The sequence below is a fragment of the Streptococcus infantis genome (assembly GCF_047464615.1).
Taxonomy (GTDB): domain Bacteria; phylum Bacillota; class Bacilli; order Lactobacillales; family Streptococcaceae; genus Streptococcus; species Streptococcus infantis_Y.
In genome coordinates this window covers 106,131-131,955 of record NZ_JASHBO010000003.1, presented here as the reverse complement: position 1 = coordinate 131,955, position 25,825 = coordinate 106,131, and the positions used below count along the sequence as shown (strand labels likewise).

The 25,825-nt window shown below is 40.2% G+C and carries 43 protein-coding genes; all 43 read right to left on the bottom strand.

What is annotated here, in order from left to right; genetic code table 11:
- Window position 1: 1 nt before the first annotated feature.
- The gene (locus QM450_RS02860) at window positions 2-865 is read right to left on the bottom strand and encodes an L-ribulose-5-phosphate 3-epimerase (protein ID WP_414319584.1); all 864 of its coding nucleotides are present in this window, start codon (window positions 863-865) and stop codon (window positions 2-4) included.
- Window positions 866-868: 3 nt separating this feature from the next.
- Window positions 869-1,534: a 3-keto-L-gulonate-6-phosphate decarboxylase UlaD gene (locus QM450_RS02855; protein WP_414319583.1), complete on the bottom strand. Its 666-nt coding sequence runs from the start codon at window positions 1,532-1,534 to the stop codon at window positions 869-871.
- Window positions 1,535-1,550: 16 nt separating this feature from the next.
- Entirely contained in the window at window positions 1,551-2,036 is a 486-nt protein-coding gene (locus QM450_RS02850) for a PTS sugar transporter subunit IIA (protein WP_001049925.1), read from the bottom strand.
- Between the two features lie 76 nt (window positions 2,037-2,112).
- Window positions 2,113-2,394: a PTS sugar transporter subunit IIB gene (locus QM450_RS02845; protein ID WP_000241466.1), complete on the bottom strand. Its 282-nt coding sequence runs from the start codon at window positions 2,392-2,394 to the stop codon at window positions 2,113-2,115.
- Window positions 2,395-2,417: 23 nt separating this feature from the next.
- Window positions 2,418-3,875, bottom strand: coding sequence for a PTS ascorbate transporter subunit IIC (locus QM450_RS02840; protein WP_414319582.1), 1,458 nt, complete (start codon window positions 3,873-3,875; stop codon window positions 2,418-2,420).
- 130 nt (window positions 3,876-4,005) lie between these two features.
- Complete coding sequence (locus tag QM450_RS02835; RefSeq protein ID WP_414319581.1) at window positions 4,006-4,629, bottom strand: HI_0552 family protein; 624 nt, start codon at window positions 4,627-4,629, stop codon at window positions 4,006-4,008.
- Between the two features lie 55 nt (window positions 4,630-4,684).
- Window positions 4,685-5,641 (bottom strand): RNA-binding cell elongation regulator Jag/EloR, encoded by a 957-nt coding sequence (gene jag / locus QM450_RS02830; protein WP_049504883.1) that lies wholly within the window; start codon window positions 5,639-5,641, stop codon window positions 4,685-4,687.
- A 14-nt stretch (window positions 5,642-5,655) separates the two neighbouring features.
- Entirely contained in the window at window positions 5,656-6,483 is an 828-nt protein-coding gene (locus tag QM450_RS02825) for a YidC/Oxa1 family membrane protein insertase (RefSeq protein ID WP_414319580.1), read from the bottom strand.
- Window positions 6,458-6,829, bottom strand: a complete 372-nt coding sequence (rnpA, locus tag QM450_RS02820) for a ribonuclease P protein component (RefSeq protein ID WP_414271117.1) — start codon at window positions 6,827-6,829, stop codon at window positions 6,458-6,460. Before rnpA ends, QM450_RS02825 begins: the two co-directional genes overlap by 26 nt.
- Window positions 6,830-7,160: 331 nt before the next feature.
- Entirely contained in the window at window positions 7,161-8,498 is a 1,338-nt protein-coding gene (locus tag QM450_RS02815; RefSeq protein ID WP_414319579.1) for a PFL family protein, read from the bottom strand.
- A 9-nt stretch (window positions 8,499-8,507) separates the two neighbouring features.
- The gene (locus tag QM450_RS02810) at window positions 8,508-8,774 is read right to left on the bottom strand and encodes an ACT domain-containing protein (protein WP_000644115.1); all 267 of its coding nucleotides are present in this window, start codon (window positions 8,772-8,774) and stop codon (window positions 8,508-8,510) included.
- Window positions 8,775-9,238: 464 nt separating this feature from the next.
- A complete protein-coding gene (rplQ, locus tag QM450_RS02805; RefSeq protein WP_000331493.1) occupies window positions 9,239-9,625 on the bottom strand; it encodes a 50S ribosomal protein L17 in 387 nt (128 codons plus the stop codon).
- 11 nt (window positions 9,626-9,636) lie between these two features.
- Complete coding sequence (locus QM450_RS02800; RefSeq protein WP_000568996.1) at window positions 9,637-10,572, bottom strand: DNA-directed RNA polymerase subunit alpha; 936 nt, start codon at window positions 10,570-10,572, stop codon at window positions 9,637-9,639.
- A 42-nt stretch (window positions 10,573-10,614) separates the two neighbouring features.
- Window positions 10,615-10,998, bottom strand: a complete 384-nt coding sequence (gene rpsK / locus QM450_RS02795; RefSeq protein ID WP_001118385.1) for a 30S ribosomal protein S11 — start codon at window positions 10,996-10,998, stop codon at window positions 10,615-10,617.
- 17 nt (window positions 10,999-11,015) lie between these two features.
- Window positions 11,016-11,381 (bottom strand): 30S ribosomal protein S13, encoded by a 366-nt coding sequence (gene rpsM / locus QM450_RS02790; protein WP_000090783.1) that lies wholly within the window; start codon window positions 11,379-11,381, stop codon window positions 11,016-11,018.
- Window positions 11,382-11,398: 17 nt separating this feature from the next.
- Complete coding sequence (gene rpmJ / locus QM450_RS02785) at window positions 11,399-11,515, bottom strand: 50S ribosomal protein L36 (RefSeq protein WP_001808836.1); 117 nt, start codon at window positions 11,513-11,515, stop codon at window positions 11,399-11,401.
- Between the two features lie 24 nt (window positions 11,516-11,539).
- On the bottom strand, window positions 11,540-11,758 hold the full coding sequence (infA, locus tag QM450_RS02780) for a translation initiation factor IF-1 (RefSeq protein ID WP_001029883.1): 219 nt from the start codon (window positions 11,756-11,758) through the stop codon (window positions 11,540-11,542).
- Window positions 11,759-11,875: 117 nt separating this feature from the next.
- Window positions 11,876-12,514 (bottom strand): adenylate kinase, encoded by a 639-nt coding sequence (locus tag QM450_RS02775; RefSeq protein WP_248035749.1) that lies wholly within the window; start codon window positions 12,512-12,514, stop codon window positions 11,876-11,878.
- A gap of 155 nt (window positions 12,515-12,669) precedes the next feature.
- Window positions 12,670-13,980 carry a preprotein translocase subunit SecY gene (gene secY / locus QM450_RS02770; protein ID WP_000465391.1) on the bottom strand — a complete coding sequence of 437 codons (1,311 nt, stop codon included), beginning with the start codon at window positions 13,978-13,980 and terminating at the stop codon, window positions 12,670-12,672.
- 12 nt (window positions 13,981-13,992) lie between these two features.
- Window positions 13,993-14,433, bottom strand: coding sequence for a 50S ribosomal protein L15 (gene rplO / locus QM450_RS02765; RefSeq protein WP_000766079.1), 441 nt, complete (start codon window positions 14,431-14,433; stop codon window positions 13,993-13,995).
- A gap of 146 nt (window positions 14,434-14,579) precedes the next feature.
- On the bottom strand, window positions 14,580-14,762 hold the full coding sequence (gene rpmD / locus QM450_RS02760) for a 50S ribosomal protein L30 (protein ID WP_000057243.1): 183 nt from the start codon (window positions 14,760-14,762) through the stop codon (window positions 14,580-14,582).
- A 13-nt stretch (window positions 14,763-14,775) separates the two neighbouring features.
- Window positions 14,776-15,270 (bottom strand): 30S ribosomal protein S5, encoded by a 495-nt coding sequence (gene rpsE / locus QM450_RS02755; protein WP_000874203.1) that lies wholly within the window; start codon window positions 15,268-15,270, stop codon window positions 14,776-14,778.
- Window positions 15,271-15,287: 17 nt separating this feature from the next.
- On the bottom strand, window positions 15,288-15,644 hold the full coding sequence (rplR, locus tag QM450_RS02750) for a 50S ribosomal protein L18 (protein WP_000624044.1): 357 nt from the start codon (window positions 15,642-15,644) through the stop codon (window positions 15,288-15,290).
- An 83-nt stretch (window positions 15,645-15,727) separates the two neighbouring features.
- On the bottom strand, window positions 15,728-16,264 hold the full coding sequence (gene rplF, locus QM450_RS02745) for a 50S ribosomal protein L6 (protein ID WP_000086625.1): 537 nt from the start codon (window positions 16,262-16,264) through the stop codon (window positions 15,728-15,730).
- A gap of 187 nt (window positions 16,265-16,451) precedes the next feature.
- Window positions 16,452-16,850 (bottom strand): 30S ribosomal protein S8, encoded by a 399-nt coding sequence (gene rpsH, locus QM450_RS02740; RefSeq protein WP_000245504.1) that lies wholly within the window; start codon window positions 16,848-16,850, stop codon window positions 16,452-16,454.
- A 284-nt stretch (window positions 16,851-17,134) separates the two neighbouring features.
- Entirely contained in the window at window positions 17,135-17,320 is a 186-nt protein-coding gene (locus QM450_RS02735; protein ID WP_001085699.1) for a type Z 30S ribosomal protein S14, read from the bottom strand.
- 17 nt (window positions 17,321-17,337) lie between these two features.
- Entirely contained in the window at window positions 17,338-17,880 is a 543-nt protein-coding gene (gene rplE / locus QM450_RS02730) for a 50S ribosomal protein L5 (RefSeq protein WP_000013542.1), read from the bottom strand.
- 23 nt (window positions 17,881-17,903) lie between these two features.
- Window positions 17,904-18,209 (bottom strand): 50S ribosomal protein L24, encoded by a 306-nt coding sequence (gene rplX / locus QM450_RS02725; protein ID WP_000497691.1) that lies wholly within the window; start codon window positions 18,207-18,209, stop codon window positions 17,904-17,906.
- Between the two features lie 83 nt (window positions 18,210-18,292).
- Window positions 18,293-18,661 carry a 50S ribosomal protein L14 gene (rplN, locus tag QM450_RS02720; protein WP_000616548.1) on the bottom strand — a complete coding sequence of 123 codons (369 nt, stop codon included), beginning with the start codon at window positions 18,659-18,661 and terminating at the stop codon, window positions 18,293-18,295.
- 25 nt (window positions 18,662-18,686) lie between these two features.
- Window positions 18,687-18,947 (bottom strand): 30S ribosomal protein S17, encoded by a 261-nt coding sequence (rpsQ, locus tag QM450_RS02715; protein WP_000440801.1) that lies wholly within the window; start codon window positions 18,945-18,947, stop codon window positions 18,687-18,689.
- A gap of 24 nt (window positions 18,948-18,971) precedes the next feature.
- On the bottom strand, window positions 18,972-19,178 hold the full coding sequence (gene rpmC, locus QM450_RS02710; protein WP_000772918.1) for a 50S ribosomal protein L29: 207 nt from the start codon (window positions 19,176-19,178) through the stop codon (window positions 18,972-18,974).
- 9 nt (window positions 19,179-19,187) lie between these two features.
- Window positions 19,188-19,601 (bottom strand): 50S ribosomal protein L16, encoded by a 414-nt coding sequence (rplP, locus tag QM450_RS02705; protein ID WP_000960948.1) that lies wholly within the window; start codon window positions 19,599-19,601, stop codon window positions 19,188-19,190.
- Between the two features lie 3 nt (window positions 19,602-19,604).
- Window positions 19,605-20,258, bottom strand: coding sequence for a 30S ribosomal protein S3 (gene rpsC / locus QM450_RS02700; RefSeq protein ID WP_000529936.1), 654 nt, complete (start codon window positions 20,256-20,258; stop codon window positions 19,605-19,607).
- 12 nt (window positions 20,259-20,270) lie between these two features.
- Window positions 20,271-20,615 (bottom strand): 50S ribosomal protein L22, encoded by a 345-nt coding sequence (gene rplV, locus QM450_RS02695; RefSeq protein ID WP_000818137.1) that lies wholly within the window; start codon window positions 20,613-20,615, stop codon window positions 20,271-20,273.
- Window positions 20,616-20,626: 11 nt separating this feature from the next.
- The gene (rpsS, locus tag QM450_RS02690) at window positions 20,627-20,908 is read right to left on the bottom strand and encodes a 30S ribosomal protein S19 (RefSeq protein ID WP_000533766.1); all 282 of its coding nucleotides are present in this window, start codon (window positions 20,906-20,908) and stop codon (window positions 20,627-20,629) included.
- 102 nt (window positions 20,909-21,010) lie between these two features.
- Entirely contained in the window at window positions 21,011-21,844 is an 834-nt protein-coding gene (gene rplB, locus QM450_RS02685; protein WP_000512914.1) for a 50S ribosomal protein L2, read from the bottom strand.
- 17 nt (window positions 21,845-21,861) lie between these two features.
- Window positions 21,862-22,158 (bottom strand): 50S ribosomal protein L23, encoded by a 297-nt coding sequence (locus QM450_RS02680; RefSeq protein WP_001055347.1) that lies wholly within the window; start codon window positions 22,156-22,158, stop codon window positions 21,862-21,864.
- Entirely contained in the window at window positions 22,158-22,781 is a 624-nt protein-coding gene (gene rplD / locus QM450_RS02675; protein WP_000024549.1) for a 50S ribosomal protein L4, read from the bottom strand. Before rplD ends, QM450_RS02680 begins: the two co-directional genes overlap by 1 nt.
- Window positions 22,782-22,805: 24 nt before the next feature.
- Window positions 22,806-23,432, bottom strand: a complete 627-nt coding sequence (gene rplC / locus QM450_RS02670; RefSeq protein WP_000160197.1) for a 50S ribosomal protein L3 — start codon at window positions 23,430-23,432, stop codon at window positions 22,806-22,808.
- An 82-nt stretch (window positions 23,433-23,514) separates the two neighbouring features.
- Window positions 23,515-23,823: a 30S ribosomal protein S10 gene (gene rpsJ, locus QM450_RS02665; RefSeq protein WP_001284513.1), complete on the bottom strand. Its 309-nt coding sequence runs from the start codon at window positions 23,821-23,823 to the stop codon at window positions 23,515-23,517.
- 264 nt (window positions 23,824-24,087) lie between these two features.
- Complete coding sequence (locus QM450_RS02660) at window positions 24,088-24,711, bottom strand: uridine kinase family protein (protein ID WP_414319578.1); 624 nt, start codon at window positions 24,709-24,711, stop codon at window positions 24,088-24,090.
- Window positions 24,708-25,304: an anaerobic ribonucleoside-triphosphate reductase activating protein gene (gene nrdG / locus QM450_RS02655; protein WP_045613165.1), complete on the bottom strand. Its 597-nt coding sequence runs from the start codon at window positions 25,302-25,304 to the stop codon at window positions 24,708-24,710. Before nrdG ends, QM450_RS02660 begins: the two co-directional genes overlap by 4 nt.
- 4 nt (window positions 25,305-25,308) lie before the next feature.
- A complete protein-coding gene (locus QM450_RS02650; protein ID WP_414319577.1) occupies window positions 25,309-25,809 on the bottom strand; it encodes a GNAT family N-acetyltransferase in 501 nt (166 codons plus the stop codon).
- Between the last annotated feature and the right edge of the window lie 16 nt (window positions 25,810-25,825).

Sequence of the window (25,825 nt, the reverse complement as noted above, 5' to 3'; positions counted from 1 at the left end):
CTTACATCAGACCTGCTTTCTTAATAAGTGGGTAGAGAAAGGCTTGGGCCTCTTGAATGGCTGCGCGTGTCTCTTCTACAGTTTCACAATTTTCAGACCACATTTCGATTAGGAAAGGTCCATTATAATTGGTTTGCTTTAAAATATCGAAAGCTTCTTCCCATTTGACACAACCTTGCCCAAAAGGTACATCTCGGAACTGGCCCTTTGAACTTTCTGTCACTGCATAAGTATCCTTGAGATGGAGGGCTGCGATGGCATGATGTCCGAGATAGAACTCACTATAGACATCATTATGCCAGGCAGACACATTCCCAATATCTGGATATACAAAGAGGTATGGAGAGTCAATTTCTTTCTCTATAGCCAAGTATTTTTCGATGCTATTGATAAAAGGATCATCCATAATTTCAATGGCAAGTACCACCTGAGCTTCTTCTGCCCAGTCACAAGCTTTTCTCAAATTTTTAATAAAACGTTGGCGTGTCTGGGGTGATTTTTCCTCATAGTAAACGTCGTAACCAGCTAATTGAATCGTACGAACTCCCAAATCTTGAGCTAATTCGATACATTTTTTCATGAGTTCCAGAGATTTTTCCTCTAGAACTGGATCATTTGATCCCAATGGGTAACGACGATGACCTGAAAAACAGATAGAAGGAATACGAACTCCAGTTTCATAAATCGCTTTGACAACTTCCAAGCGTTCTTCCTTGCTCCAGTCCAGTCTTGCTAAACGCTCGTCACGTTCATCAATAGACATCTCGACAAAATCAAAGCCTAACTCCTTGGCAAAATTTAAACGTTCTAGCCAAGAAAAGTGTGTAGGGGTTGCCTTTTCATAAATTCCAATTGGACGTGCCATGGTTTACCCCCAAATTCGTTTGATTTCATCCTTGAAGTCACGCGCTGCTCCTGCTGGATCTGCAGCCTCTGTAATTCCACGACCTGCGATAAAGGTAAAGACATCAACACCTTCAAAAAGTTTGAGAGTATCTACATCTAGACCACCTGTTACAGACACACGGAAGCCCATGTCAATGAGTTTTTTAACCTTATTAAGGTCTTTTTCACCCCAAGTTTCACCAGCAAGAAGGGCATCACGAGATTGGTGATAGATAGCTTGGGAGATACCTGCATCTAGCCAAAGCTGAGCTTGTTCAAAAGTCCAATCACCATAAAGCTCGATCTGGATTTCGCCTCGTTCTCCTCGTTCAGCCTTGATAGCCTTTAGAGCTGCTTCCATAGTAGGGATGGTTGCACAACAGATGCAAGTCATCCAATCTGCTCCACGAACGGCATTATTTTTGGCAACTGTTCCACCAGCATCAGCACATTTTGTATCTGCCACAATCATCTTATCTGGGAAAAGACTGCGCAAGACTTCAACCAGTTCACTTCCAACTTGAAGCAAGCAAACAGTTCCAGCTTCGATAATATCTACTTCCTGACCAACAGAAACAGCTGCTTTAATCGCTCCTTGCAAGTCTGAATGGTCTAATGCAACTTGTAAATTAGGTATTCTTTTTGTCATTTCTTTATTCCTCTTTCTAACTTTCCAAATCCAATCCTTCAAGATAAGGGCTATCCTTAGATTCTTCGATCATCGCCAAGACATCTTCTTTAGTCTGACAAGCCTGTAAACGTGCAATAGAATCTTCTAATTCAAACAAAGCAATGATTTGTGGAATAGCTACACTCGTGTGAATTTTTGAGCTTGTTGCTGCTAGTGCCAACAAAACAGAGACTTCTTTCCCATCTGAAAATACAACAGGATTTTGTAAGGTAATCAATGAAAAGGCATCTCTTTGCACTCCAGCTTCAGGTCTAGCATGGGGCATAGCCATACCTGGCATCAAGATATAGTAAGGACCATACTCCTCAGTTGATTCGATAATAGCATCGTAATACTCTGGCAAAATTGCCCCACTTTCAATCAAGGGATCTACTGCTACCTTGACTGCTTCCTTCCAATCTTTAGCCTCTAACCCTAGTCGGATTGAGTCATTGTCAATTAAAGCTTGTTTTAAATTCATATCTGCCTCCCTTATTTAAAGAGGGAGAAGGACAGAAACGATAACTCTCAGTTTCTGTCCAGCCCCCTCCAACCTTTTACTGTAGTGCTTGACTGAGTTTTTCAGTGATTTCTTTATCATCCATCAAGTTGTCAAGCCCGATTAACTTCCCATTAGTCCGACCTTCCAATTCTTGGATCAAATGAAGAGAAGCGATTACGATGTCATAGCCTGCTGCTAAACCTTTTGCTTCACCGACACTGCATGAATTGACTGTAAAATCTGTTTGATTAAGTTTACGGAGGGCATTTTCAACCTTCATCTTGATAACCATAGATGAACCCATTCCATTTCCGCACGCTGCTAATACTTTAACCATTTTATTTTCTCCTTTTCTAGACACTAAGCTTCTTCTTGAACTTCACCGTTGTAATATTTCTTTTTATCTTTTGCTTTTGCAAATTGAAGTTGAGGAATAACGAGCAAGAAGAGACATACAAGTACATAACCAACGATACCGAGGTATTTGAAGATATAGCCAAATCCAAGCCATGGGAATTCAAAGTCGATATTTCCATGGTAACCACCGTAAGATGCTAAGTCGAGAAGGGCTACACAGAGAGCTCCTAGAGCAACTTGGAGGACACCTGAAATGAAGGATAGGATAACGGCTGCTTTCCATCCGCCACGCTTATCAGCATAGACCGCGATGGCTGCATTATCAAAGAACACTGGTACAAATCCTGTAATAATAAGGACAGGGTTTTTAAAGACGATGAGCAAGACAATTGTGATCAATTGACCGATCAAACCAAAGGCAAATCCTGACAAGACCGCATTTGGTGAACCAAATCCATAAGAAGCCGCAACGTCGACCGCTGGGAATGAACCAGGCAACAATTTGTTTGAAATACCTTGGAAGGCATTTGTCAACTCAGATACGAACATGCGGACACCTTGCATCAAAACAAACAAGTAAACTGAGAAGGTGAAGGCTGTTTGGATAATGTACATAAAGAAATCTTGTTTTGCAGGATTGAATAGAGTTCCTGAAGTGATGACTTCTTTATTAGACATAATGTCTGGACCCAAGATTAACAGAATGGCTCCAAAGAAAACGAGCATCAAAGTAGCAGAGGCAACAACAGTATCATGGAAGATTGAGAGGAACTTAGGCAATTTAAGATTGTCTAGACTTTCTTCTTTCTTACCAAAGCGTCCTGCCACTTTATCTACAAACCAGATTGCAAATTGTTGTTGGTGACCAATCGCAAATCCGCCACCACCAGTCAGACGTTGAGTTGCCTCAACAGTCATATTTGAACTAACTGCCCAGTAAAGGCCACAGATGATACCGATTGCTGCTGTACCATAAGCATTGCGCAATTGTGGGACTAAGAATAGAACCATAAGAGATACAGTTGCAGCTTGTTGTACCATGATGTGACCAGTAATAAAGAGGGTTCTTACTTTCGTAATCTTGCGTAGAGCTACAAGCAAGATATTTACTCCAAAACCGATCAATAGAGCTGTAGTTGCAGTTCCGACGAAATCTGGAAATTCAGCTGCAATTTTATTGTTTGCTGCAGCAAGTCCAAAGTAAGGGTCGATAACCGCTGCACCAATTTGGAATTTGTAGTTAAGGGCTGCCAAGATTGGACGGAAGGTTGTAACCAAACCACCAGCACCCACGTTGAGCAACATATAGCCTACTGTTGCTTTAACGAAACCTGAGAAAACGTCATGAGCAGGTTTTTTCAACAGTGCGTATCCTATTAGCACCAATAAACCTACGAAAAATGCGGGATTCTGCAAAATATTGCTAGAAAACCAATTTAGAACACTTGAAATGACTTCCATAATTGTTCTCCTTTTGAATTGTTTTTGTAAGTTTATTATATAATGTGAAAACGGAAACAAAAAGACCAAGAATTACACAGCGGACTGTTCACTCTTGGACTGTATGATTTATGATATTTTTATGATTACCTTATTTTCTTGTAGCTAGATAAAATGGAAGAATTTTGTCATAAGATTTCAGTAGAGCTTCTAGGATTTCTTCTTCAGATGAATTTTCTGTCACTGGAATATCTATCTTCACTAAAACCTTTCGGACTTCTTGATGGGATAGTTTTTCTCTTAAAATTTGACGATTTTCCTCAGTAGCCTCCATCTTTTGACTTTCTCCATTTGAGTAAACTAGATAGTAAACCCCTTCTGCCACTGGAACTTCTAGGACCTTGGCCTGTTTGTCTAAAGTTTTATCATCCTTCTTACGTTCTATAAAACTCACTTCTAGTGAAACTCCAAAATCAGAAGGGCTTCCATATAAACGAAGGGCCAACATAGGCTCTGTCACTTCTCCCTCACGCTGTAGATAGGCCCAGAAATGCGGTCGCAAACGTTGGGCTTGATTCATCCACTGACTCGTCCCTTGGAGATCCCATTCTGGATGTCTTTCTTGAAAAGCCTTGGCTAAGTGTGTAAAGACCTTTCTAGCCTCCTGCCCCTTGCTCCTCAAATAAAGCATTTTTTCAGCTTCTTGACCTGCCTTCTCGGGTTTTTGATACTGTAAACCAGAGTAAGTTAGATATTCTCTCATTGTATTCAACATAGGATCAACCTCCCTTAGCTAGCAAAAAATCAGGGAGCCCCTGATTTTGCTTTGATTATTCTGTATCAACCACAACGTAACGATTTGGTTCATCACCTTCTGAATAACTAGTGACACCCTCCATACGTGAAATAATACGATGGATGATTTTACGTTCGCTGCTAGACATTGGATCAGTCACCTGACTACGTCCCTCTTCTAGGACACGTGTAGCTAACTTCTGTGCATAGCTTTGCAAGACTTCTGCACGGTGTTCTACATAATCATTAACATTGATGGTAATATAGAAGGTTCTTGAATAGCGGTTATAAAGATAATTTTGTGCTAAGAGCTGAAGAGATTTCAAGACCTTACCATGGTAACCGATAATACGACCCGGTTCATTGGTATCAATTTGCATATTGATAGAACGGCGATTTGAGGTACTTGAAATTGCTCCCTCAACATCCATATCATCAATAATACCTTGAACATAGTTGGTTACTTCTTCGACCACCTGGTCAATATCATAGGTCGGTTCAATCTTCAAACCTAGATTTTCTAAATCATCATTCTGCTCGACTTCTTCCTGCTCTTTAGATTCTTCTGGCAGCAAATCTTTTAGAATGGCAATATGACCAGTCTCCTCTAAAATTGTACTAGCTTCTTTCTCATTTTTAAGAATTTCGGCCTTGACTTCTTCAGAGATCCCTTGTCCTTCTTCCTCGATTTTTTTGATTGCTTCAACAACATGCCCTAAGTCTACGGTTGCTTCACTAACAGTCTTAACGGGTTCGTTCTTAGCATTAACTTCCTTTGGAACTCCCTTAACTGCTTGCTGATTTGCCTTCACAACAGTTGTCTCACTAATTGCTTCGATATCAACTTGCGCTGGTTTCTTCCCAAAAAGGCCAAAGAAACCTTTTTTCTCCCTTGAGACAACCTTGATATGCGCCTTCATTCTAGGAATCCCCAATTCCTTCAATCCCGTTTGAATTGCTTCCTCAACAGTTGAACCTGTAAATAATACCATTACAAGATTCCTCCTTACTTTTTCTTTTTCTGTGCTTTCTTGAGAGCTTTTCTCTTCTTGATTTCTAAATCCTTCTGAGCCTGTACTCCCGCCTCACGCTCTGCAATAATCTTGAATGGATTGTTGAGCAGATAGGTTTGGAGCACCTGATAAGCATTGGATACCGCCCAGTATAAGGCAACCCCACTTGGTGAATACATGGCAAAGAAGAAAATCATGACTGGCATTGCATACATCATCCCTGTCATGGCGCCATTTTTCTCAACCATGGCCTTATTGGATAACCACGTGCTAAGGAAAGTAAAGATAGCTGCCAGAATAGGCAAAACAAAAGTCGTATCAACACCACCAAGGTTAATCCATAAGAAATGACCCGTTTTTAGAAATTCTACCCTACTCAAAGCTTGGAACAAGGCCAACAAGACTGGCATTTGGATTAAGATTGGCCAAAGAGAAGCTGACTGTTTGACACCATGTTGCTTGAACAACTGACGCATTTCTTGATCCAGCTTGGTACGGCTCTCCATATCCCGTCCCGGATAACGTTCTCGCAACTCCTTAACCAGTGGTTGTACTTCTTGCATCTTTCTAGATGCCACCATTTGTATCTGAAAGACTGGTAAAAGAATGGTTCTGATTAGAAGGGTAAATAAAATAATCCCCAGACCAATACTTGTATCAAATGATAAAAAGCGAATGATTTCAGCAAAAAAATAAACAAATTTACTCCAAAAATCTGTTGATTCAGCTGTAATCTCACTCGTCGTACCACTAGCCGTGCAGGCGCTCATCACAAACAAAGCAAGCACCATGAAGCTAGTCAACTGTAATTTCTTTTTCACTTCCATTTCCTTCCTGGTAAATCTTTGATAACTTTAATACGTGAAGTAGATTTTTTTCCATTTCCGCGTAGTCCAAGATTTCAACACCTTTTCGAGCAATCACAACAAAATCTACGTTTTCAACCAGCTGATTTTTATGTTCAATCAGAATATGTCGAATTCTTCTTTTGATCTGATTTCTCATGACAGCGTTTCCCAATTTTTTGCTGACAGACAGACCAACTCGAAAATGCTGTTCATTATTTTCTAATCGATAAATAACAAACTTACGATTAGCAAAACTCTTCCCTTCTTTAAATATTGCATTAAAATCTTTCTCTTTTTTTACACGAAAGCGTTTTTTCAAAATTTAACTCCATCTATTAAAACTACTACTATTATACCATAATTTTTCAAAAAGCCAATAATAGCAAGGTTTTAGCCCATGTTTACCTAATAAAAAGACATATTTTCACTCTAAAATCATCATCTTTTTTCAAAAATTTCTCAAATTTGGGCATACAAGTCTCCTCATTTCTGATTAGAAAAAAACAAAAGTCACCCTTTGGAGTGACTTTTGTAGGAGATTATTATGAAAAAGTTAGGATTTCTATTAAATAAAGTTAGGAGGTCTTTATTTAATGATTATAGTATACCTGTCTATCCTTAAACCCAACTTAAACAGATTCCATTTCTTTTTAATTTTTAAAACTATGGATTGGAGCTGGAATTTGCCCTCCACGAGCAATGAAATCAACAGACGATGCACCGTTGACTTTCATGACTGGAGCTGTTCCTAAAAGCCCACCAAACTCAATCATATCGCCTTCTTTTCCTTTTGGAATAATACGTACAGCTGTTGTTTTCATATTGATAACTCCGATAGCAGCTTCATCCGCAATCATCGCCGCAATCGTTTCTGCAGGTGTATCTTCAGGAATGGCAATCATATCCAAACCAACTGAGCAGATAGCCGTCATAGCTTCTAGTTTTTCCAAATTAAGGGAGCCATTTTGCACAGCAGCAATCATTCCCTCATCCTCAGAAACAGGGATAAAGGCACCTGATAAACCACCGACTTGGTTGCAGGCCATAACTCCGCCCTTCTTAACTTGGTCGTTTAAGAGAGCCAAAGCAGCCGTCGTTCCATGGGTCCCAACTGTTTCCAGTCCCATTTCTTCAAGAACACGAGCTACAGAATCACCCACTGCTGGAGTTGGAGCCAAACTCAGATCGACAATTCCAAAATCAACTCCAAGTCGCTCACTAGCCATTTGACCGACTAATTGACCAATGCGGGTAATCTTGAAGGCTGTCTTTTTAACAGTTTCAGCAACAACATCAAAGCTCTGACCTCGAACCTTTTCCAAGGCACGTTTAACAACACCTGGACCAGAAACACCGACATTGATGATGACATCTGCTTCGCCTACACCATGAAAAGCGCCTGCCATAAAAGGATTGTCCTCTACCGCGTTGGCAAATACAACCAATTTAGCCGCCCCCATATCAGATAAAGAAGCTGTTTCCTTGATAATGCGTCCCATATCCGCTACTGCAGTCATATTGATGCCCGATTTGGTAGAACCGATATTTACTGATGAACAAACCTTATCCGTTTCTGCCAAAGCACGAGGAATGGAGTTGATAAGGATTTCATCACCTTTTTGATAACCCTTTTGTACCAAGGCTGAAAAACCACCAATGAAGTCAACACCAATTTCTTTCGCAGCTTTATCCAGTGCTTTAGCCAAGAGTACATAATCCGTCGCATCGGTAGCAGCACCAATCAAGGAAATTGGAGTTACTGACACACGTTTATTCACAATAGGAATTCCTAACTCAGCCGCAATTTCATCTCCAACAGCCACTAAATTAGCTGCTTTTGTAGTAATCTTTTCATATATTTTGTCCGCAGCACGATTGATATCTGGATCGATACAGTCCAAAAGGGAAATCCCCATGGTAATGGTTCTAATGTCGAAGTTTTGCTCCTCAATCATTGCGATTGTTTCGGTAACTTGTCTAATATCCATAAATACCTCCTAGATATTGTACATAGCATCAAAAATAGCAGCACTTTGAATATTGATTTTGACATTCAAAGTCTGACCAAAAACCTCAAATTCGTTTCTAAGATGAGTAAAATCTTGTTTTTCATCACTAGATACCACAGCCATCATAGTAAAGAATTCGTCTAAGACTGTTTGTGAGATATCATCAATATTTAAGCCTAATTCAGCAATTTTTGTCGCAACACCTGCAACAATTCCAGATTTATCTTTACCAACAACAGTAATAATAGCTTTCATGATTAAACTCCGTTTCTAACACAGAACGATATCCATTTTGGACAAAAATAAAATGAAAAAGGGAGATAGAGTAACTAAATCACTTAATAGTGAACAATTATCCAAGTTGAAACCCTAAAAAAATCTCTTAGTTGATCTTGTACCAGGCTAATATTTTTTACCAAGTCGCTAGTTTAGAACTTAAAACTGATAATTTATTGGCACATAACCTCTTTATAGAATATTTTTGAGAAAATGAACATTGTTGATTTTCTTTTTCAATAGTATAGCATATTTCTTACTAAAATACTCAAAAACGCCTGCTTACGAAATTGTTCTTTAGTAAAAAACAATTTCGTAAACAAGCGTCTACCTTATCATCTTATGATGAGTGTTCCCGCTAGGACATAAGTCCTAGCGGTAGACCAGAGCTAGACTAAGAGCACAAGACTCCATCATCATAACACTCAACAAAATTGATGATTTTATACTAATTCGATGATCGCCATTGGCGCTGCATCACCACGACGTGGTTCAGTTTTAAGGATACGAGTGTATCCACCGTTACGTTCAGCATAACGAGGTGCGATTTCTGAGAACAATTTTTGAAGTGCTGTAGTAGAAGTGTACTTATCAGTTGCTTCATCATAGTTTTCAGATGCGATTTCATTACGTACGAAAGCAGCTGCTTGACGACGTGCATGCAAATCACCACGTTTACCTAGAGTAATCATTTTTTCAACAGTTTTACGGATTTCTTTAGCACGAGCTTCAGTTGTCACGATTGATTCGTTGATCAAAAGGTCAGTTGTCAAATCGCGAAGCATTGCTTTACGTTGTGAGCTAGTGCGTCCTAGTTTACGGTAAGCCATTTATTCCTCCTTTATTTATCTTTTAATCCAAGACCCAAATCAATGAGTTTGACTTTCACTTCTTCCAAACTCTTGCGTCCAAGATTTCTTACTTTCATCATCTCTGCTTCAGATTTTTCTGTCAAATCATGCACAGTGTTGATACCGGCACGTTTCAAACAGTTGTATGAACGCACAGACAAGTCAAGTTCCTCAATCGTACGTTCCAAGATACGGTCGTCCGATTCAGTATCAGCTTCTTTCATCACTTCTGCTGACTTAGCAATCTCTGTAAGATTTGTAAACAAATCAAGGTGCTCTGTCAAGATACGTGCTGAAAGCCCTAAAGCATCTTCTGGAATAATTGTTCCATTAGTCAAGATTTCAAGGGTTAATTTGTCGAAACCATCATTGCTACCTACACGAGCAGGTTCAACTTGATAGTTGACTTTTGTAACTGGTGTATAAATAGAATCTACAGCAAGTGTTCCAACTGGTGCATTATCTTTTTTGTTTTCATCAGCAGGTACATATCCACGACCACTGTTAACAGTCATTGTCGCTTTTAGAGAAGAACCTTCACCGATTGTAAAGAGATAATGATCTGGATTTACAATTTCAATGTCGCTATCTGTCAAGATATCTCCAGCTGTAATTTCAGCAGGACCTTGCACATCTAGTTCAATGATCTTTTCGTCTTTAACGTAAGATTTTACTGCAATACCTTTGATGTTCAGAATGATTTGCATCACGTCTTCGCGAACACCCGGAACTGTATCAAATTCATGCAATACACCTTCGATATTGATAGATGTTACAGCCGCCCCCGGAAGAGAAGCTAGAAGTACACGACGAAGAGAGTTACCAAGTGTTGTACCGTAACCACGTTCAAGCGGTTCGATTACAAACTTGCCATAATCTTTATTTTCATCAATTTTTGTTATATTTGGTTTTTCAAACTCGATCATTTAGTTACTCCCTCTTAAACGAAAAGCAGTGTAAGGTTATGATTATACACGGCGACGTTTTGGAGGACGAGCACCATTGTGTGGCACTGGAGTCACATCACGAATTGCTGTTACTTCAAGACCAGCGGCAGCAAGAGCACGAATAGCTGACTCACGACCAGAACCTGGACCTTTAACAGTAACTTCAACTGACTTAAGACCGTGTTCTTGTGCAGATTTAGCAGCAGCTTCAGAAGCCATTTGAGCAGCAAATGGTGTAGATTTACGAGAACCTTTGAAACCAAGAGCACCAGCTGATGACCAAGCAATTGCATTACCATGCACATCAGTAATCATAACAATAGTGTTATTAAATGTAGCGTGAATATGAGCAATACCAGATTCGATATTCTTTTTCACACGACGTTTACGTGTTGGTTTAGCCAAGACTTTTACCTCCTATATTATTTTTTCTTACCAGCAATCGCAACAGCTTTACCTTTACGAGTGCGAGCGTTGTTTTTAGTGTTTTGTCCACGGACAGGAAGTCCACGACGGTGACGGATACCACGGTATGAACCGATTTCCATCAAACGTTTGATGTTCAAGTTAACTTCACGACGAAGGTCACCTTCAACTTTAATTGCATCCACTTCACGACGGATAGCATCTTCTTGATCTGGTGTAAGATCGCGAACACGTACATCTTCTGAAATTCCAGCAGCTGCCAAGATTTTCTTAGATGTTGGAAGTCCGATACCGTACACATAAGTCAATGAAATTACTACGCGTTTGTCATTTGGAATGTCAACTCCAGCAATACGAGCCATGTTTTCTCCTTTCTATCTTATCCTTGACGTTGTTTGTGTTTTGGATTTGCTGGGCAAATTACCATAACACGACCATTACGACGAATTACTTTACAGTATTCGCAAATTGGTTTGACCGATGGTCTTACTTTCATTTCTTATCCCTCCAAGTTTTTCGATTATTTAAAGCGGTAAGTGATACGTCCACGTGTCAAGTCATATGGACTCATTTCGACAGTAACACGATCTCCCGCTAAAATACGAATATAGTTTTTACGAATTTTACCAGAAACTGTTGCTAAAATCTGATGTCCATTTTCAAGTTCAACCGTAAACATTGCATTCGGCATAGTATCAACTACTTTACCTTCAACTTCAATCACATCGTCTTTTGCCACGCAAAAGTACCTCCATAAATTTCGATTTGATGCCTCTAGACACAGAGACAACAATTATAAGTCAGACTAACTCAGTATAACATTTGTAGAGACATTTTGCAAGCATGAAAAACGCTTTTATTTCAATTTTGTCAATACTTTTTCGATATCTGCAAAGACATCATTGATATCTTGGTTACCTTCGATATCATGTACCAAACCTTTTGCACGATAGTGGGCAATAATTGGTTCACCTTGGGCAATATTAACATCCAAACGACGTTTTACTGTTTCAGGTTTGTCATCTTCACGTTGGTAATAGTCTTCTTCTTTGTAGTCAACTGGTGGGTTGAAAACTTTATGGAAAGTTTCGCCAGTTTCACGGTGAATGATACGACCACTCAAACGCTCCAAAAGACTATCTGGATTTACTTCGATGTTAATAACACCTTCAAGCTCAATCCCTAATTCAGCTAAAGTTTTATCCAAGGCATGAGCTTGTTCAATTGTACGTGGGTACCCGTCCAACAAGAAACCAGTTTCTTTAATGTCATCTTGTGAGAGACGCTCTTTCACGATACCATTTGTAACTTCATCTGGAACCAACTCGCCTTTGTCGATATATGACTTAGCTAAGACACCCATTTCAGTTTGATTAGCCATTGCTGCACGGAACATATCTCCTGTTGAGATATGAGCAACATGAAATTGTTCAACAATTTTTGCTGCCTGTGTACCCTTACCTGCACCAGGTAAGCCCATAATCAAAAGATTCATGATTCAAACTCCTTTTTTGTTTTTAAATAGAAGCAAAAATTCATTTCAACTCCTATTTAAAAACAAAATAGAAGAGAGGAGATAAAAATCTGACAAGGTCTTTGATTTTTAAACTCCACTCTCTGAGCAATAGTGAATTTTCTTTTCTATTACAATTATTCTGTTGTATTCATGAAACCAACATACTTACGTTTCAATAAATAACCTTCCAATTGTTTAATTCCTTCAATACCTGTTGAGATAATGATCAAAAGACTTGTCCCCCCAAAAGCAACGACTTCTGAAAGACCGAATAAATCCTTAGCTACAATAGGTAAAATAGAAATGACACCTAGGAAGAGGGAACCGACTGTTGCGAGACGACGAAGAAGTTTTGACATATACTCTTCTGTCCCTTTACCAGGACGGACTCCGTGGATATAAGCACCGCTCTTTTGCAAATTTTCTGCTGCCTTCTCTGGATTAATCTGTACAAATGTATAGAAGAATGTAAAGAGGATAATCAACAGAGCGTACAGAGCGATACCTGTAGGGGCTGTTGTAGATAGCAACTCCTGAGCACTACGTACCCAGGCCCAATCAAGACCAGATGCACTTACAAATTGTAAAATTGCCGCTGGTGCTGCAGTAATCGAGCTAGCAAAGATAACTGGAATAACTCCTGCAGGGTTAATCTTCAATGGAAGATAGGAACTTGACGGTGCTCCTTGTGCTACCTTAGTATACTGAATTGGTATCTTATATTCAGCTTGTTGAACATAAGTTGTAAAGTAAACAATCAATAAGACTGCTACAATTAAGATAGCAACAAAAATGAGGGAGGAAGTCAAGCGACTGCTTGGTACATTGACAAAGTAGTCAACATAGATACCCTTGATCATATCAGGAATTGAAGCAACAATCCCCGCAAAGATAATCATGGAAACACCATTCCCATAACCCTTATCAGTAATTTGCTCTCCCAACCAAGTTACAATCATACTACCCGCTGTTAGGATTGCTCCAATCACAAGGAAAACTTGTGGTGTTAAAGGAACAGTCAAAAGTTTGGCTCCAGATAAAGCATTAAAACCAGCAGTAATTCCGATAGATTGCACGAATGCAAGAACAAGGGCAATATATCGCGTTGCCTGGTTCAACTTTCTACGACCAACTTCCCCTTGTTTGCCCCACTCTACAAACTTCGGTAATAAATCCATTTGCAAGAGTTGGACAACGATAGAAGCAGTAATGTATGGACTAACACCAAGTGCAAAAACTGAAAAGTTTTTCATGGCATTACCAGACACCAAACTTAACATATTTAGAAAAGATAGACCACTCAAAGCATTCAAGCTATTGGCATTCACCCATGGAACCGTAATGCTAGTCCCGATACGGAAGACAAAGACGATAAAAATTGTAAAAAGAATTTTTGATCGAACTTGCTTGACTTTGAAGGCTTCTCTCAATAATTTAAAAAACATAGGTCACCTCTCTTAGATGACTTCTACTGAACCACCTTTAGCAGTGATAGCTTCTTCAGCTGATTTAGAGAATTTAGCTGCTTTTACAGACAATTTCTTAGTCAACTCACCGTTACCAAGAATCTTGATACCTGATTTTTCAGCTTTAACAATTCCTGATTCGATAAGAACAACTGGAGTTACTTCTGCACCATCTTCAAAGACGTTCAATTGGTCAAGGTTAACAATTGCGTATTCTTTAGCGTTGATGTTAGTGAATCCACGTTTTGGAAGACGACGGAACAATGGAGTTTGTCCACCTTCAAAACCAAGGCGTACTCCGCCACCGCTACGAGCTTTTTGACCTTTTTGACCACGACCAGATGTTTTACCGTTACCTGATGAAGTACCACGACCAACACGGTTACGAGTTTTACGAGAACCTTCTGCAGGTTTCAATTCATGAAGTTTCATTATATATTTTCTCCTCTTTTGTAAAATGCTAGCGCCGATAAGAGAGAAAAGGTTGTCTCTCCTATCAACTCGCCTATACGTTTGTCATCAAAGATGACTATATCTAGTTTTAGGGGATGGTATACTGCACATCCCCTAAAATTTAATTAGTTTACTTCTTCAACTGTTACCAAGTGAGATACTGCAGTGATCATACCACGTACTGCTGGGTTATCTTCTTTAATAACAGAGCTGTTCAATTTGCCAAGTCCAAGTGCTACAACAGTTTTACGTTGTGATGGAATGCGTCCGATTGGAGACTTAGTCAAAGTAATTTTAATTTGAGCCATTTTATCCCCTTTCTTATGCCAAATCAGAAACTGAAATACCACGAAGGGCAGCAACTTCTTCAGCGCGTTTCAATTGTTTCAAACCTTCAACAGTTGCACGAACAATGTTGATTGGAGTATTTGAGCCAAGAGATTTAGATGTAACATCAGCTACACCTGCCAACTCGATAACGGCACGAACAGCACCACCAGCGGCAACCCCAGAACCTTCTACAGCAGGTTTCAACAATACTTTAGCTCCACCGAATTCTGAAATAACTTCGTGTGGGATTGTTGTTCCAACCATAGGAACTTCGATCAAGTTTTTCTTAGCATCTTCTACTGCTTTGCGGATTGCTTCTGGAACTTCTTGAGCTTTACCAGTACCAAATCCTACGCGACCGTTGTGGTCACCAACGACTACAAGAGCTGCAAAACGAAGACGACGTCCACCTTTAACAACTTTAGTAACACGGTTAACAGCAACTACGCGTTCTTCTAATTCAACTGCATTGTCTTTAAATGCCATTTTCTAGTGTCCTCCTATTAGAATTTCAATCCGTTTTCACGAGCTGCATCAGCCAAAGCTTTCACACGTCCGTGATATAGATATCCACCGCGGTCGAACACCACTTCTGAAATACCTTTAGCGTTTGCACGTTCTGCAACGAGTTTACCGACAGCAACGGCTTGTTCAGTTTTTGTTCCTTTTGAAACTTCTTTGTCAAGAGTTGAAGCACTTGCGAGCGTTACACCCGCTACGTCATCAATAACTTGAGCGTAGATGCCTGTATTAGAACGGAATACGTTCAAACGTGGGCGATCAGCAGTTCCAGAGAGTTTTCCGCGAACGCGACGGTGGCGTTTTTGGCGGAGTTTGTTTTTATCTGGTTTAGAAATCACAGTTTTCACCTCTTTAGTTTTAAATCGTGTGCTATGCACAAAGTTGGAAATGATATTGGTAGCTGAAAATCAACCACTCAATATTATTTACCTGTTTTACCTTCTTTAAGACGAACATATTCGCCAACGTAACGGATACCTTTACCTTTGTAAGGTTCTGGTGAACGAAGGCTACGTACGTAAGCAGCTGTTTGACCAACTACTTCTTTTGAAATTCCGCTAACAACGATTGTTGTTGGGTTTGGAAGTTCAAAAGTAATTCCTTCTGGAGCTTCAACTTCGTCTGGATGTGATTTACCAACAGCCAAAACAAGTTTTGATCCTTGAAGTTGTGCACGGTAACCAACCCCACGCATTTCAAGTTGTTTCTTGAATCCTTCTGATACACCAATAACCATGTTGTTCAAAAGAGCACGAGTAGTTCCGTGGATAGTTTTCATTTCTTTTGAATCGTTTGGACGGTGAAGAGTTACTTCAGTACCTTCCACACGAATTTCAATATCTTTTGAGAACTCGCGAGTAAGTTCTCCTTTAGGTCCTTTTACAGTTACAACGTTGTCATTGTTAGTGATTTCAACACCAGCAGGCAACACGATAACTTTATTACCAATACGTGACATGTTTTTATTCTCCTGTTAAATTGTCAGGCCTTGTTGGCCAGTTTTCACGGGGGTAAATCGATTTCTCGATTTGAAGGAACATTTAGGTTTCAATTTCAAGGTGAATCTAGTCATCGTCTCGTAGGCATAACTTTGGGTTAGGCAAGAGACGATAACGAAGAGTCACAAAGAAATTGGGGACTAAATATTACCAAACGTAAGCGATAACTTCTCCACCAACGTTCTTTTGGCGTGCTTCTTTATCAGTAAGCAAACCTTCTGAAGTTGAAAGGATAGCAATTCCAAGTCCGTTAAGAACTTTTGGAAGGTCTTCACGTTTTTTGTAGACACGAAGTCCTGGTTTAGAAACACGTTTCAAGTTTGTGATAACTTTTTCACCGTTTGGTCCGTATTTAAGGAATACACGGATGATGCCTTGTTTGTCATCTTCGATGATTTCTACGTTCTTAACAAAACCTTCGCGTTTAAGGATTTCAGCAATCCCTTTTTTAATGTTTGATGCAGGTACTTCAAGTACTTCGTGTTTTGCTTGGTTAGCATTACGAATACGAGTTAGGAAGTCTGCGATTGGGTCAGTCATAACCATTTTATTTTTCTCCTCTTACTAGTAGTTTGCAAGTTGCACTTGCTAGTTAATACATGATACAAAGAGCGTAACAGCAAGTGCAAAAATAGGCAATTTGATGCAGGAGCGATGCTCCAAAGCAAATTGGTCTTTTTTGCCAAAGCTGTAGCTCGTGTTCAAATTGGCAAGCCCAACTGAACCCGGGCTAAACTCTGTGTGAAAAAGATAAACTTTTCTAGAAACTAAAGTTTCTTCGTCAAGTTTCCTATTTTCACTTGGAGTTTTGACGCCCTTGATATCTTAAATTACCAAGATGCTTTTGTTACACCAGGGATTTGACCTTTATATGCCAATTCACGGAAGCAAACACGGCAAAGTTTAAACTTGCGGTAAACTGAGTGTGGACGTCCACAACGTTCACAGCGAGTGTATGCTTGAGTAGAGAACTTCGCTGGGCGTTTGTTCTTAGCAATCATAGATTTTTTAGCCATTAGTTATACCTCCTATATTATTTTGCAAAAGGCATTCCAAGGCCTGTAAGCAATGCACGTGACTCTTCGTCAGTGTTAGCAGTAGTTACGATAACGATGTCAAGACCACGAGTTTTGTCAACGTCATCGAAGTTGATTTCTGGGAAGATCAATTGTTCTTTCACACCAAGTGTGTAGTTTCCGCGTCCGTCAAATGATTTTGTTGGAACACCGTGGAAGTCACGTACACGTGGAAGTGAAACTGAAACCAATTTATCCAAGAATTCGTACATACGTTCACCACGAAGGGTAACTTTTGCACCGATCGCAACACCTTCACGAAGACGGAAGCCGGCGATTGATTTTTTAGCTTTAGTGATAAGTGGTTTTTGACCTGAGATAAGTGCCAATTCTTCAGCAGCTTTTTCAAGACTTTTAGCGTTTGATACAGCTTCACCAACACCCATGTTCAAAACGATCTTATCTACTTTAGGCACAGCCATCACTGATGAGTAGTTGAATTGTTCTGTCAAAGCAGGAACTACTTCATTAAGATATTTTTCTTTTAAACGATTTGCCATTATACTTCTCCTTTCCTTCGTGATTAATCAAGCACTTCGCCTGATTTTTTGTTGTAGCGAACTTTTTTACCGTCTACAAATTTGTAACCAACACGACCAGCTACACCATTTTTGTCCAAAACTTGAACGTTTGATACGTGGATAGCTGCTTCCTTCTCGATGATACCACCTTGAGGAAGTTCGTTAGTTGGACGTTGGTGTTTCTTAACGATGTTAACACCTTCAACGATAACTTTGTTTACTTTTGGAAGGGCAGTAAGGACAACAGCTTCTGTTCCCTTATCTTTACCAGCGATTACGCGAACTTTGTCGCCTTTTTTTACAAACATTTTTTTCTCCTTTTATTCTTACGCCCAATGGGCACCCTGGCTAGGCCAGGGGACTGTGTTTGTTTGTTTTTGCTCTGTGAAAATTAAAGTACTTCTGGAGCAAGTGACACGATCTTCATGAAGCCACCTTCACGCAATTCACGTGCAACTGGGCCAAAGATACGTGTTCCGCGAGGAGTTTTATCTTCACGGATGATAACTGCTGCGTTTTCGTCAAATTTGATGTATGAACCATCAGCACGACGAGCACCTGATTTAGTACGAACGATAACTGCTTTAACAACGTCACCTTTTTTAACCGCACCACCAGGAGTAGCTTGTTTTACAGATGCCACAATAACATCACCGATGTTCGCAAATTTACGTTTAGAACCACCAAGAACTTTGATAGTCAAGATTTCGCGTGCACCGCTGTTGTCTGCGACTTTCAAACGAGTTTCTGTTTGAATCATTTCAGTTTTCTCCTTTCAGGTTTGATTAGATGATAACCGCTTCTTCAACGACTTCTACAAGACGGAAACGTTTTGTAGCTGAAAGCGGACGAGTTTCCATGATACGTACGATATCGCCTTCTTTGGCAACATTGTTTTCATCATGTGCTTTGTATTTTTTAGAGTAGTTAATACGTTTACCATAGACTGGGTGGTTACGTTTTGTTTCAACTACAACTGTGATTGTCTTGTCCATTTTGTCAGATACAACACGTCCAACAAGAACTTTACGATTATTGCGTTCCATTGAAATTTCTCCTTCCCTAGTCTATTATTTCGCTTCAGATTGAACTGTTTTGATGCGAGCGATTTGTTTTTTAACTTCTTTCAAGCGAGCTGTTTGTTCTAATTGACCAGTAGCAGCTTGGAAACGAAGTTCAAACAATTCTTTTTTCAATTCGTTTTCGCGCTTCGCGAGTTCTTCTTGAGAAAGACCACGAAGTTCTTTAACAAATTCTTTTACTTCATTAAGTTTCATGCCTTCTCCTTATTCTGCTTCACGTTTTACGAATTTACATTTAACTGGCAATTTGTGGCTTGCAAGACGAAGCGCTTCGCGAGCGATCTCTTCAGATACACCAGCAACTTCAAACATTACTTTACCACGTTTAACTGGTGCTACCCAACCTTCAGGTGCCCCTTTACCAGATCCCATACGAACCCCGATAGCTTTAGCTGTGTATGATTTGTGTGGGAAGATTTTAATCCAAACTTTACCACCACGTTTCATGTAACGAGTCATGGCGATACGAGCAGCTTCGATTTGGCGGTTAGTGATCCAGTGGCTAGTTGTAGCTTGAAGACCGTATTCACCGAATGCTACTTCTTTTCCACCTTTAGCTTCACCGCGCATTTTACCACGGAATTCACGACGGTGTTTAACACGTTTAGGTACTAACATTGGTTATTTACCTCCTTTAGTGTTTTTACGAGCTGGAAGAACTTCACCACGGTAGATCCATACTTTAACACCAAGTTTACCGTATGTAGTGTCTGCTTCTTCCCAAGCATAATCGATATCTGCACGAAGTGTGTGAAGTGGAACAGTTCCTTCAGAGTATCCTTCAGCACGGGCGATATCTGCACCGTTCAAACGACCTGATACTTGAGTTTTGATTCCTTTAGCTCCAGCACGCATTGCACGTTGGATTGCTTGTTTTTGTGCACGACGGAAAGCAACACGTTGCTCCAATTGTCGAGCAATTCCTTCACCAACAAGGTGAGCATCCAAATCAGGTTGTTTGATTTCGATGATGTTGATGTGTACTTGTTTTCCAGTCAATTTGTTAAGTTTTGCACGAAGTGCATCAACGTTAGCACCACCTTTACCGATAACCATACCTGGTTTAGCAGTGTGAAGTGAAACGTTAACTTTGTTTACTGCGCGTTCAATTTCAATAGTTGAAACTGCTGCGTCAGCAAGTTCTTTTTGAACGAATTTACGGATTGCAAGATCTTCATGAAGGTAATCCGCGTATTCTTTTTCAGCATACCATTTGGCATCCCAATCACGGATGATGCCGACACGCATACCAATTGGATGTACTTTTTGACCCACGATTTTACCTCCTTATTTTTCTGCAACAGCTACAGTGATGTGAGCTGTACGTTTGTTGATTGGTGAAGCTGAACCTTTCGCACGTGGACGGAAACGTTTCATAGTTGGTCCTTCGTTTGCGAATGCTTCAGATACTACCAAGTTAGCTTTATCCAAACCAAAGTTGTTTTCAGCGTTAGCTACAGCTGAGTTCAAAACTTTCAAGATGATTTCAGCAGCTTTGTTTGGAGTGAATGTCAAAATTGCGATTGCATCGGCTACGCTTTTACCACGGATGTTGTCAAGAACAAGACGTGATTTACGAGGTGAAACACGTACTGTGCGAGCCATTGCTTTAGCTGAAGTAATTTCTGCCATTTATGTTCTCCTTATTTTCTACGTGTCTTCTTGTCGTCTGCGGCGTGACCTTTGTAAGTACGAGTTGGTGCAAATTCACCAAGCTTGTGACCTACCATGTCTTCTTGGATGTAAACAGGTACGTGTTTACGTCCATCATAAACTGCGATTGTGTAACCAATGAAACTTGGGAAGATCGTTGAACGACGTGACCAAGTTTTGATAACTTTTTTCTTTTCGTCGTTAGCTTGAGCTTCAACTTTTTTCATCAAATGCTCATCGACGAAAGGTCCTTTTTTAAGACTGCGTCCCATTTTTATTTTTTCTCCTTTAAATGTTGTACCACAGCGGCTTGCGCTCTCAAGGAGCGCTACCGAGCTGGCGGATTATCTAGTGCTTAAGCGACTAGTTTTAAATTATTTCTCGTTGCGACGACGAACGATAAGTTTGTCAGATTTCGCTTTCTTGTTACGAGTTTTAAGACCAAGAGCAGGTTTGCCCCATGGAGTAGATGGTGCTTTACGACCAACTGGTGCTTTACCTTCACCACCACCGTGTGGGTGATCGTTAGGGTTCATTACAGAACCACGAACTGTTGGGCGGATACCTTTCCAACGGCTACGTCCTGCTTTACCAAGGTTTACAAGTCCATGTTGTTCGTTTCCGACAACACCAACTGTAGCACGACAAGTTCCAAGAATCATACGAACTTCGCCTGATTGAAGACGAACAAGAACGTATTTACCTTCTTGTCCCAATACTTGAGCAGAAGCTCCAGCAGCACGAACCAATTCACCACCACGACCTGGTTTCAACTCAATGTTGTGAACCAAAGTACCAACTGGGATGTTAGCAAGTGGAAGAGCGTTACCTACTTTGATATCTGCTTCAGGACCTGAAACGATACGTTGACCAACTTCAAGACCTTTTGGAGCGATGATGTATGCTTTCACACCGTCAGTGTAGTGTACAAGAGCGATGTTTGCAGAACGGTTTGGATCGTACTCGATAGTTTTAACAACTGCTTCAACGTTATCTTTGTTACGTTTAAAGTCAACCAAACGGTAGAAACGTTTGTGTCCACCACCTTGGTGACGAACTGTGATACGACCGTTGTTGTTACGACCAGCCTTGTTCTTCAAAGCAACAAGCAAAGTTTTTTCTGGTGTGCTTGTTGTGATTTCAGCGAAATCCAAAGAAGTCATATTACGGCGACCGTTTGTTGTTGGTTTATAAACACGAATTCCCACGATATTTCCTCCTTAGATTATTCAGCTTCAGCAGCAAACAACTCGATTGCTTTTGAATCAGCTGTAAGTGTGATGATAGCTTTTTTAGTTTTGTTAGTAAAACCAGTGTAACGTCCAACACGTTTAGCTTTAGGTTTTACGTTGATTGTGTTAACATTTGCAACTTTAACACCTTCGAAAGCAGCTTCAACAGCTTGCTTGATCAAAAGTTTGTGCGCACGAGTGTCAACTTCAAATACATATTTGCCTGCTTCAAGTTGAGCCATTGAGCTTTCAGTGATAACAGGTTTTTTGATAACATCATACAAATTCATTATGCAAGAACCTCCTCGATTTTAGAGATAGCTGCTTGAGTAACAAGAAGTTTGTCACTATTTGCGATGTCAAGAACACTTGCAGTTGTAGCAGTCGCAACTTTCACGTTTGGAAGGTTACGAGCTGAAAGAGCTGCGAATTCGTTTCCTTCTTCAAGAATAACAAGGACTTTAGAATCGATGCTCAAAGCTGCAAGAACTTTTGCAAATTCAGCAGTTTTTGGAGCTGTAAATTCAAGAGAATCAACGGCTACAAATTTGTTTTCAGCAACTTTTTCTGAGTAAACAGATTTTAGTGCAAGGCGACGAACTTTTTGAGGAAGTTTGTACGCATAGCTACGTGGAGTTGGTCCGAAGACGATTCCACCACCACGCCATTGTGGAGAGCGGATAGAACCTTGACGAGCACGTCCAGTTCCTTTTTGACGCCATGGTTTGCGTCCGCCACCTGAAACGGCTGAACGGTTTTTAACAGCGTGAGTTCCTTGACGAAGGCTAGCACGTTGGCTGATGATGACATCAAACACAACAGATTGGTTTGGTTCGATACCAAAGATTGCATCGTTAAGAACAACTTCGCCCGCTTGTTTACCAGTTTGGTCGAATAATGTTACATTTGCCATTTTGACTGTATTCCCCTTTCCTTATTATTTACCAGCTTTAACTGCTGATTTGATAGTGATAAGAGATTTCTTAGCACCTGGTACGTTACCTTTGATAAGGATAACGTTCTTTTCTGGAACAACTTGTACAACTTCAAGGTTTTGAATTGTTACACGGTCGCCACCCATACGTCCTGCAAGGTTTTTACCTTTGAATACGCGGTTAGGTGCAACAGGGCCCATAGAACCTGGACGACGGTGGTAACGAGAACCGTGAGCCATAGGTCCACGTGATTGTCCGTGGCGTTTGATAACACCTTGGAAACCTTTACCTTTAGAAGTACCAGTTACGTCAACAACATCTCCAGCTGCGAAAGTTTCAACTGTGATTTCAGCACCAACTTCCAAGCCTTCAACGTTTTTGAATTCACGAATGAAGCGCTTAGGAGCCGTGTTAGCTTTTGCTACATGTCCTTTAGCAGGTTTGTTGCTCAATACTTCGCGTTTGTCATCGAAACCAACTTGGATAGCGTTGTATCCATCTGTTTCAACAGTTTTAACTTGAAGAACAACGTTTGGAGTTGCTTCAATAACTGTTACAGGGATCAATTCGCCAGCTTCAGTGAAGATTTGAGTCATTCCCACTTTTTTCCCTAAGATTCCTTTTGTCATGAGAAAATAGTTCCTTTTCTATATTTTTTATTCAAAAAGTTTTTAACGAGCGTTTTTTATGCTCAAGTTATCAAGCTTTAAATTAAAGTTTGATTTCTACGTTTACACCACTTGGAAGATCCAATTTCATCAAAGCGTCAACTGTTTTTTGAGTTGGGTTAACGATATCGATCAAACGTTTGTGTGTACGCATTTCAAATTGTTCGCGAGAGTCTTTGTATTTGTGAGTCGCACGAATGATTGTGTAGAGGCTACGCTCAGTTGGAAGTGGGATTGGACCCGCAACTTGTGCACCTGTACGAGTAGCTGATTCTACGATTTTTGCAGCCGCTGTGTCAAGCGTACGGTGTTCGTAAGCTTTCAAACGGATACGGATTTTTTTGTTTGCCATCTTTTTCTCCTTTTCGTCTATTTAAGATAATAGGCTAGCTCCACAAGAAAACCGACGCGCGTTGTGTGGCAATGCAACCGAGCGTGTCGCAACCTCTTGCATCAAAGCTAAAGCTGTAATTTACAGCACCATAATAGAATAACACAAAGCCCCTGCGATTGCAAGGGATTTGACAGATTTTTTTAAATTTTTTAGATGAAACTGTTTTCTTATTCCATTTTAATAAATTTTCATATTTAAGTGCTAGATTATCTGCCTTTTCTTCTATATAATGTTAGTTTTAATTTGAAATTTATCATCTGATTGATCTACCAAGATATCAGCTCTTGACTCGGTTTCTTTATAGTATTGTAGATACTGCTCTCGTCTCATCTGCTGACTAGCCAATATAATGGATGCATCACCATTTCTCACAGTCGTATCTCGAGCTAATCGCCTCTTTAATTCGGTCTCCTCATCTGTGTAGAAACAAATGGTTTTGTCAAAAAGTTCCTTGGGTAAAAAACCCACAGACATCCCTTCGACAATCAAAATCGTTTTTTCTCCAGATAAGATCTCACTAGCTTTCCAAGGTTCTTCTATTGTCAAGACATCCATACCCGCTTGCAGAGCAAGAATATCTCTTTGTAAACTTGCCAGCTCATGTGCTACCGGTAAACATGCTGTCACCTTTTGGTCTGGTGTCTCTTTAGGTACCACTAAATGTCGTCCCGAAGTAATGTAGGGATCTGTCTCTAGTAAATTTACCTTTTGGGAATCAAGTTCTTGGTACAATTCTTGAGCAAAAGTTGATTTTCCTGAAGCGCCGTGACCGTAGATACCCAGTGTTTTTACTTTTCCCGAATCTATTTCTGATACTAGTCTTTCTATTAACTCTTTTTTATTCATTCTCTCTTCACCTGTTCATAGCTTTCTTTTCCATCGTTAAGCTTGTCCCAAATGACTACCTTTCCACTTTGGAGAGACTTTTGCACATCGATAATCCGTTGGTTGGAAGAGCCACGGAACTGAAGCATGAGATTACGCTTGCTTTTATCATAGCGACCATCTACCAGGATATCAATCAGGGATAAAAGTTCGAGTTTGTCAGGAGTTTCCAACATCATTTCTTCCCAAGTGTAGCCTGTCCAAGACCAGATGTCTTTTTCTGGCAATTCCTTTCGAATGCGTTTTACAAGGGGCAAAAGAATACCTGTATTAAGGAATGGCTCTCCTCCTAGCAAAGTCAATCCTTGAACATAGGGCTGGGCTAAGTCTGCCATGATTTGTTCTTCCAATTCTGGCGTATAAGGAATTCCTGCATTAAAGGACCAGGTCGCTACATTGTAGCAACCTTCACAGTGAAACATACATCCTGCCACATAAAGCGAATTGCGCACCCCTTCGCCATCCACAAAGTTAAAAGCCTTATAATCAATAATACGTCCCTGACTTAGCTCTTCACTCTTCCACTCGCCTGGTTTTGGTGTATTCCATGTCATCCTTCTACTCCACCTCTATCCAATAACGCTCCGTTCCATTTCGAACATCCTCTAACTTCCCACCATTAGCTAAGATAACAGCTCGGCTGGCAGGATTTTCTGTGCTACAAGTCACCAAAGCACGATGGATGTTCTTTTCCTTGGCAATTTGCAAGCCCTGACGGAGAGCTTCCTTAGCATAACCTTTTCCCCTTTCAGAAGGGCGGATGGAATAGCCGATATGGCCAGCATAATTCAGTAAACCCTCATTCAGTCTCAATCGTAAATTTAAAAAACCTAAAGCATGACCTGATTCATCAAACAATACGAACTGAATTGATGGAACGCGATTTTCAGGCAAGTTTATTCCCATTTCTTTATTAAGGTTAGTTTCTAGCCAATTCTCGTAAGAAAAACCCTCAGCATCCCAAAAGCCACCGTCGTGGGCTGATTGAGTCTGCTCAAACTCTGCCATCATCTCTAAAATTGTTTCTTTATCTGCCAATCTTGGTCTGCGTAATATCATCTTTACCTCCAACTAA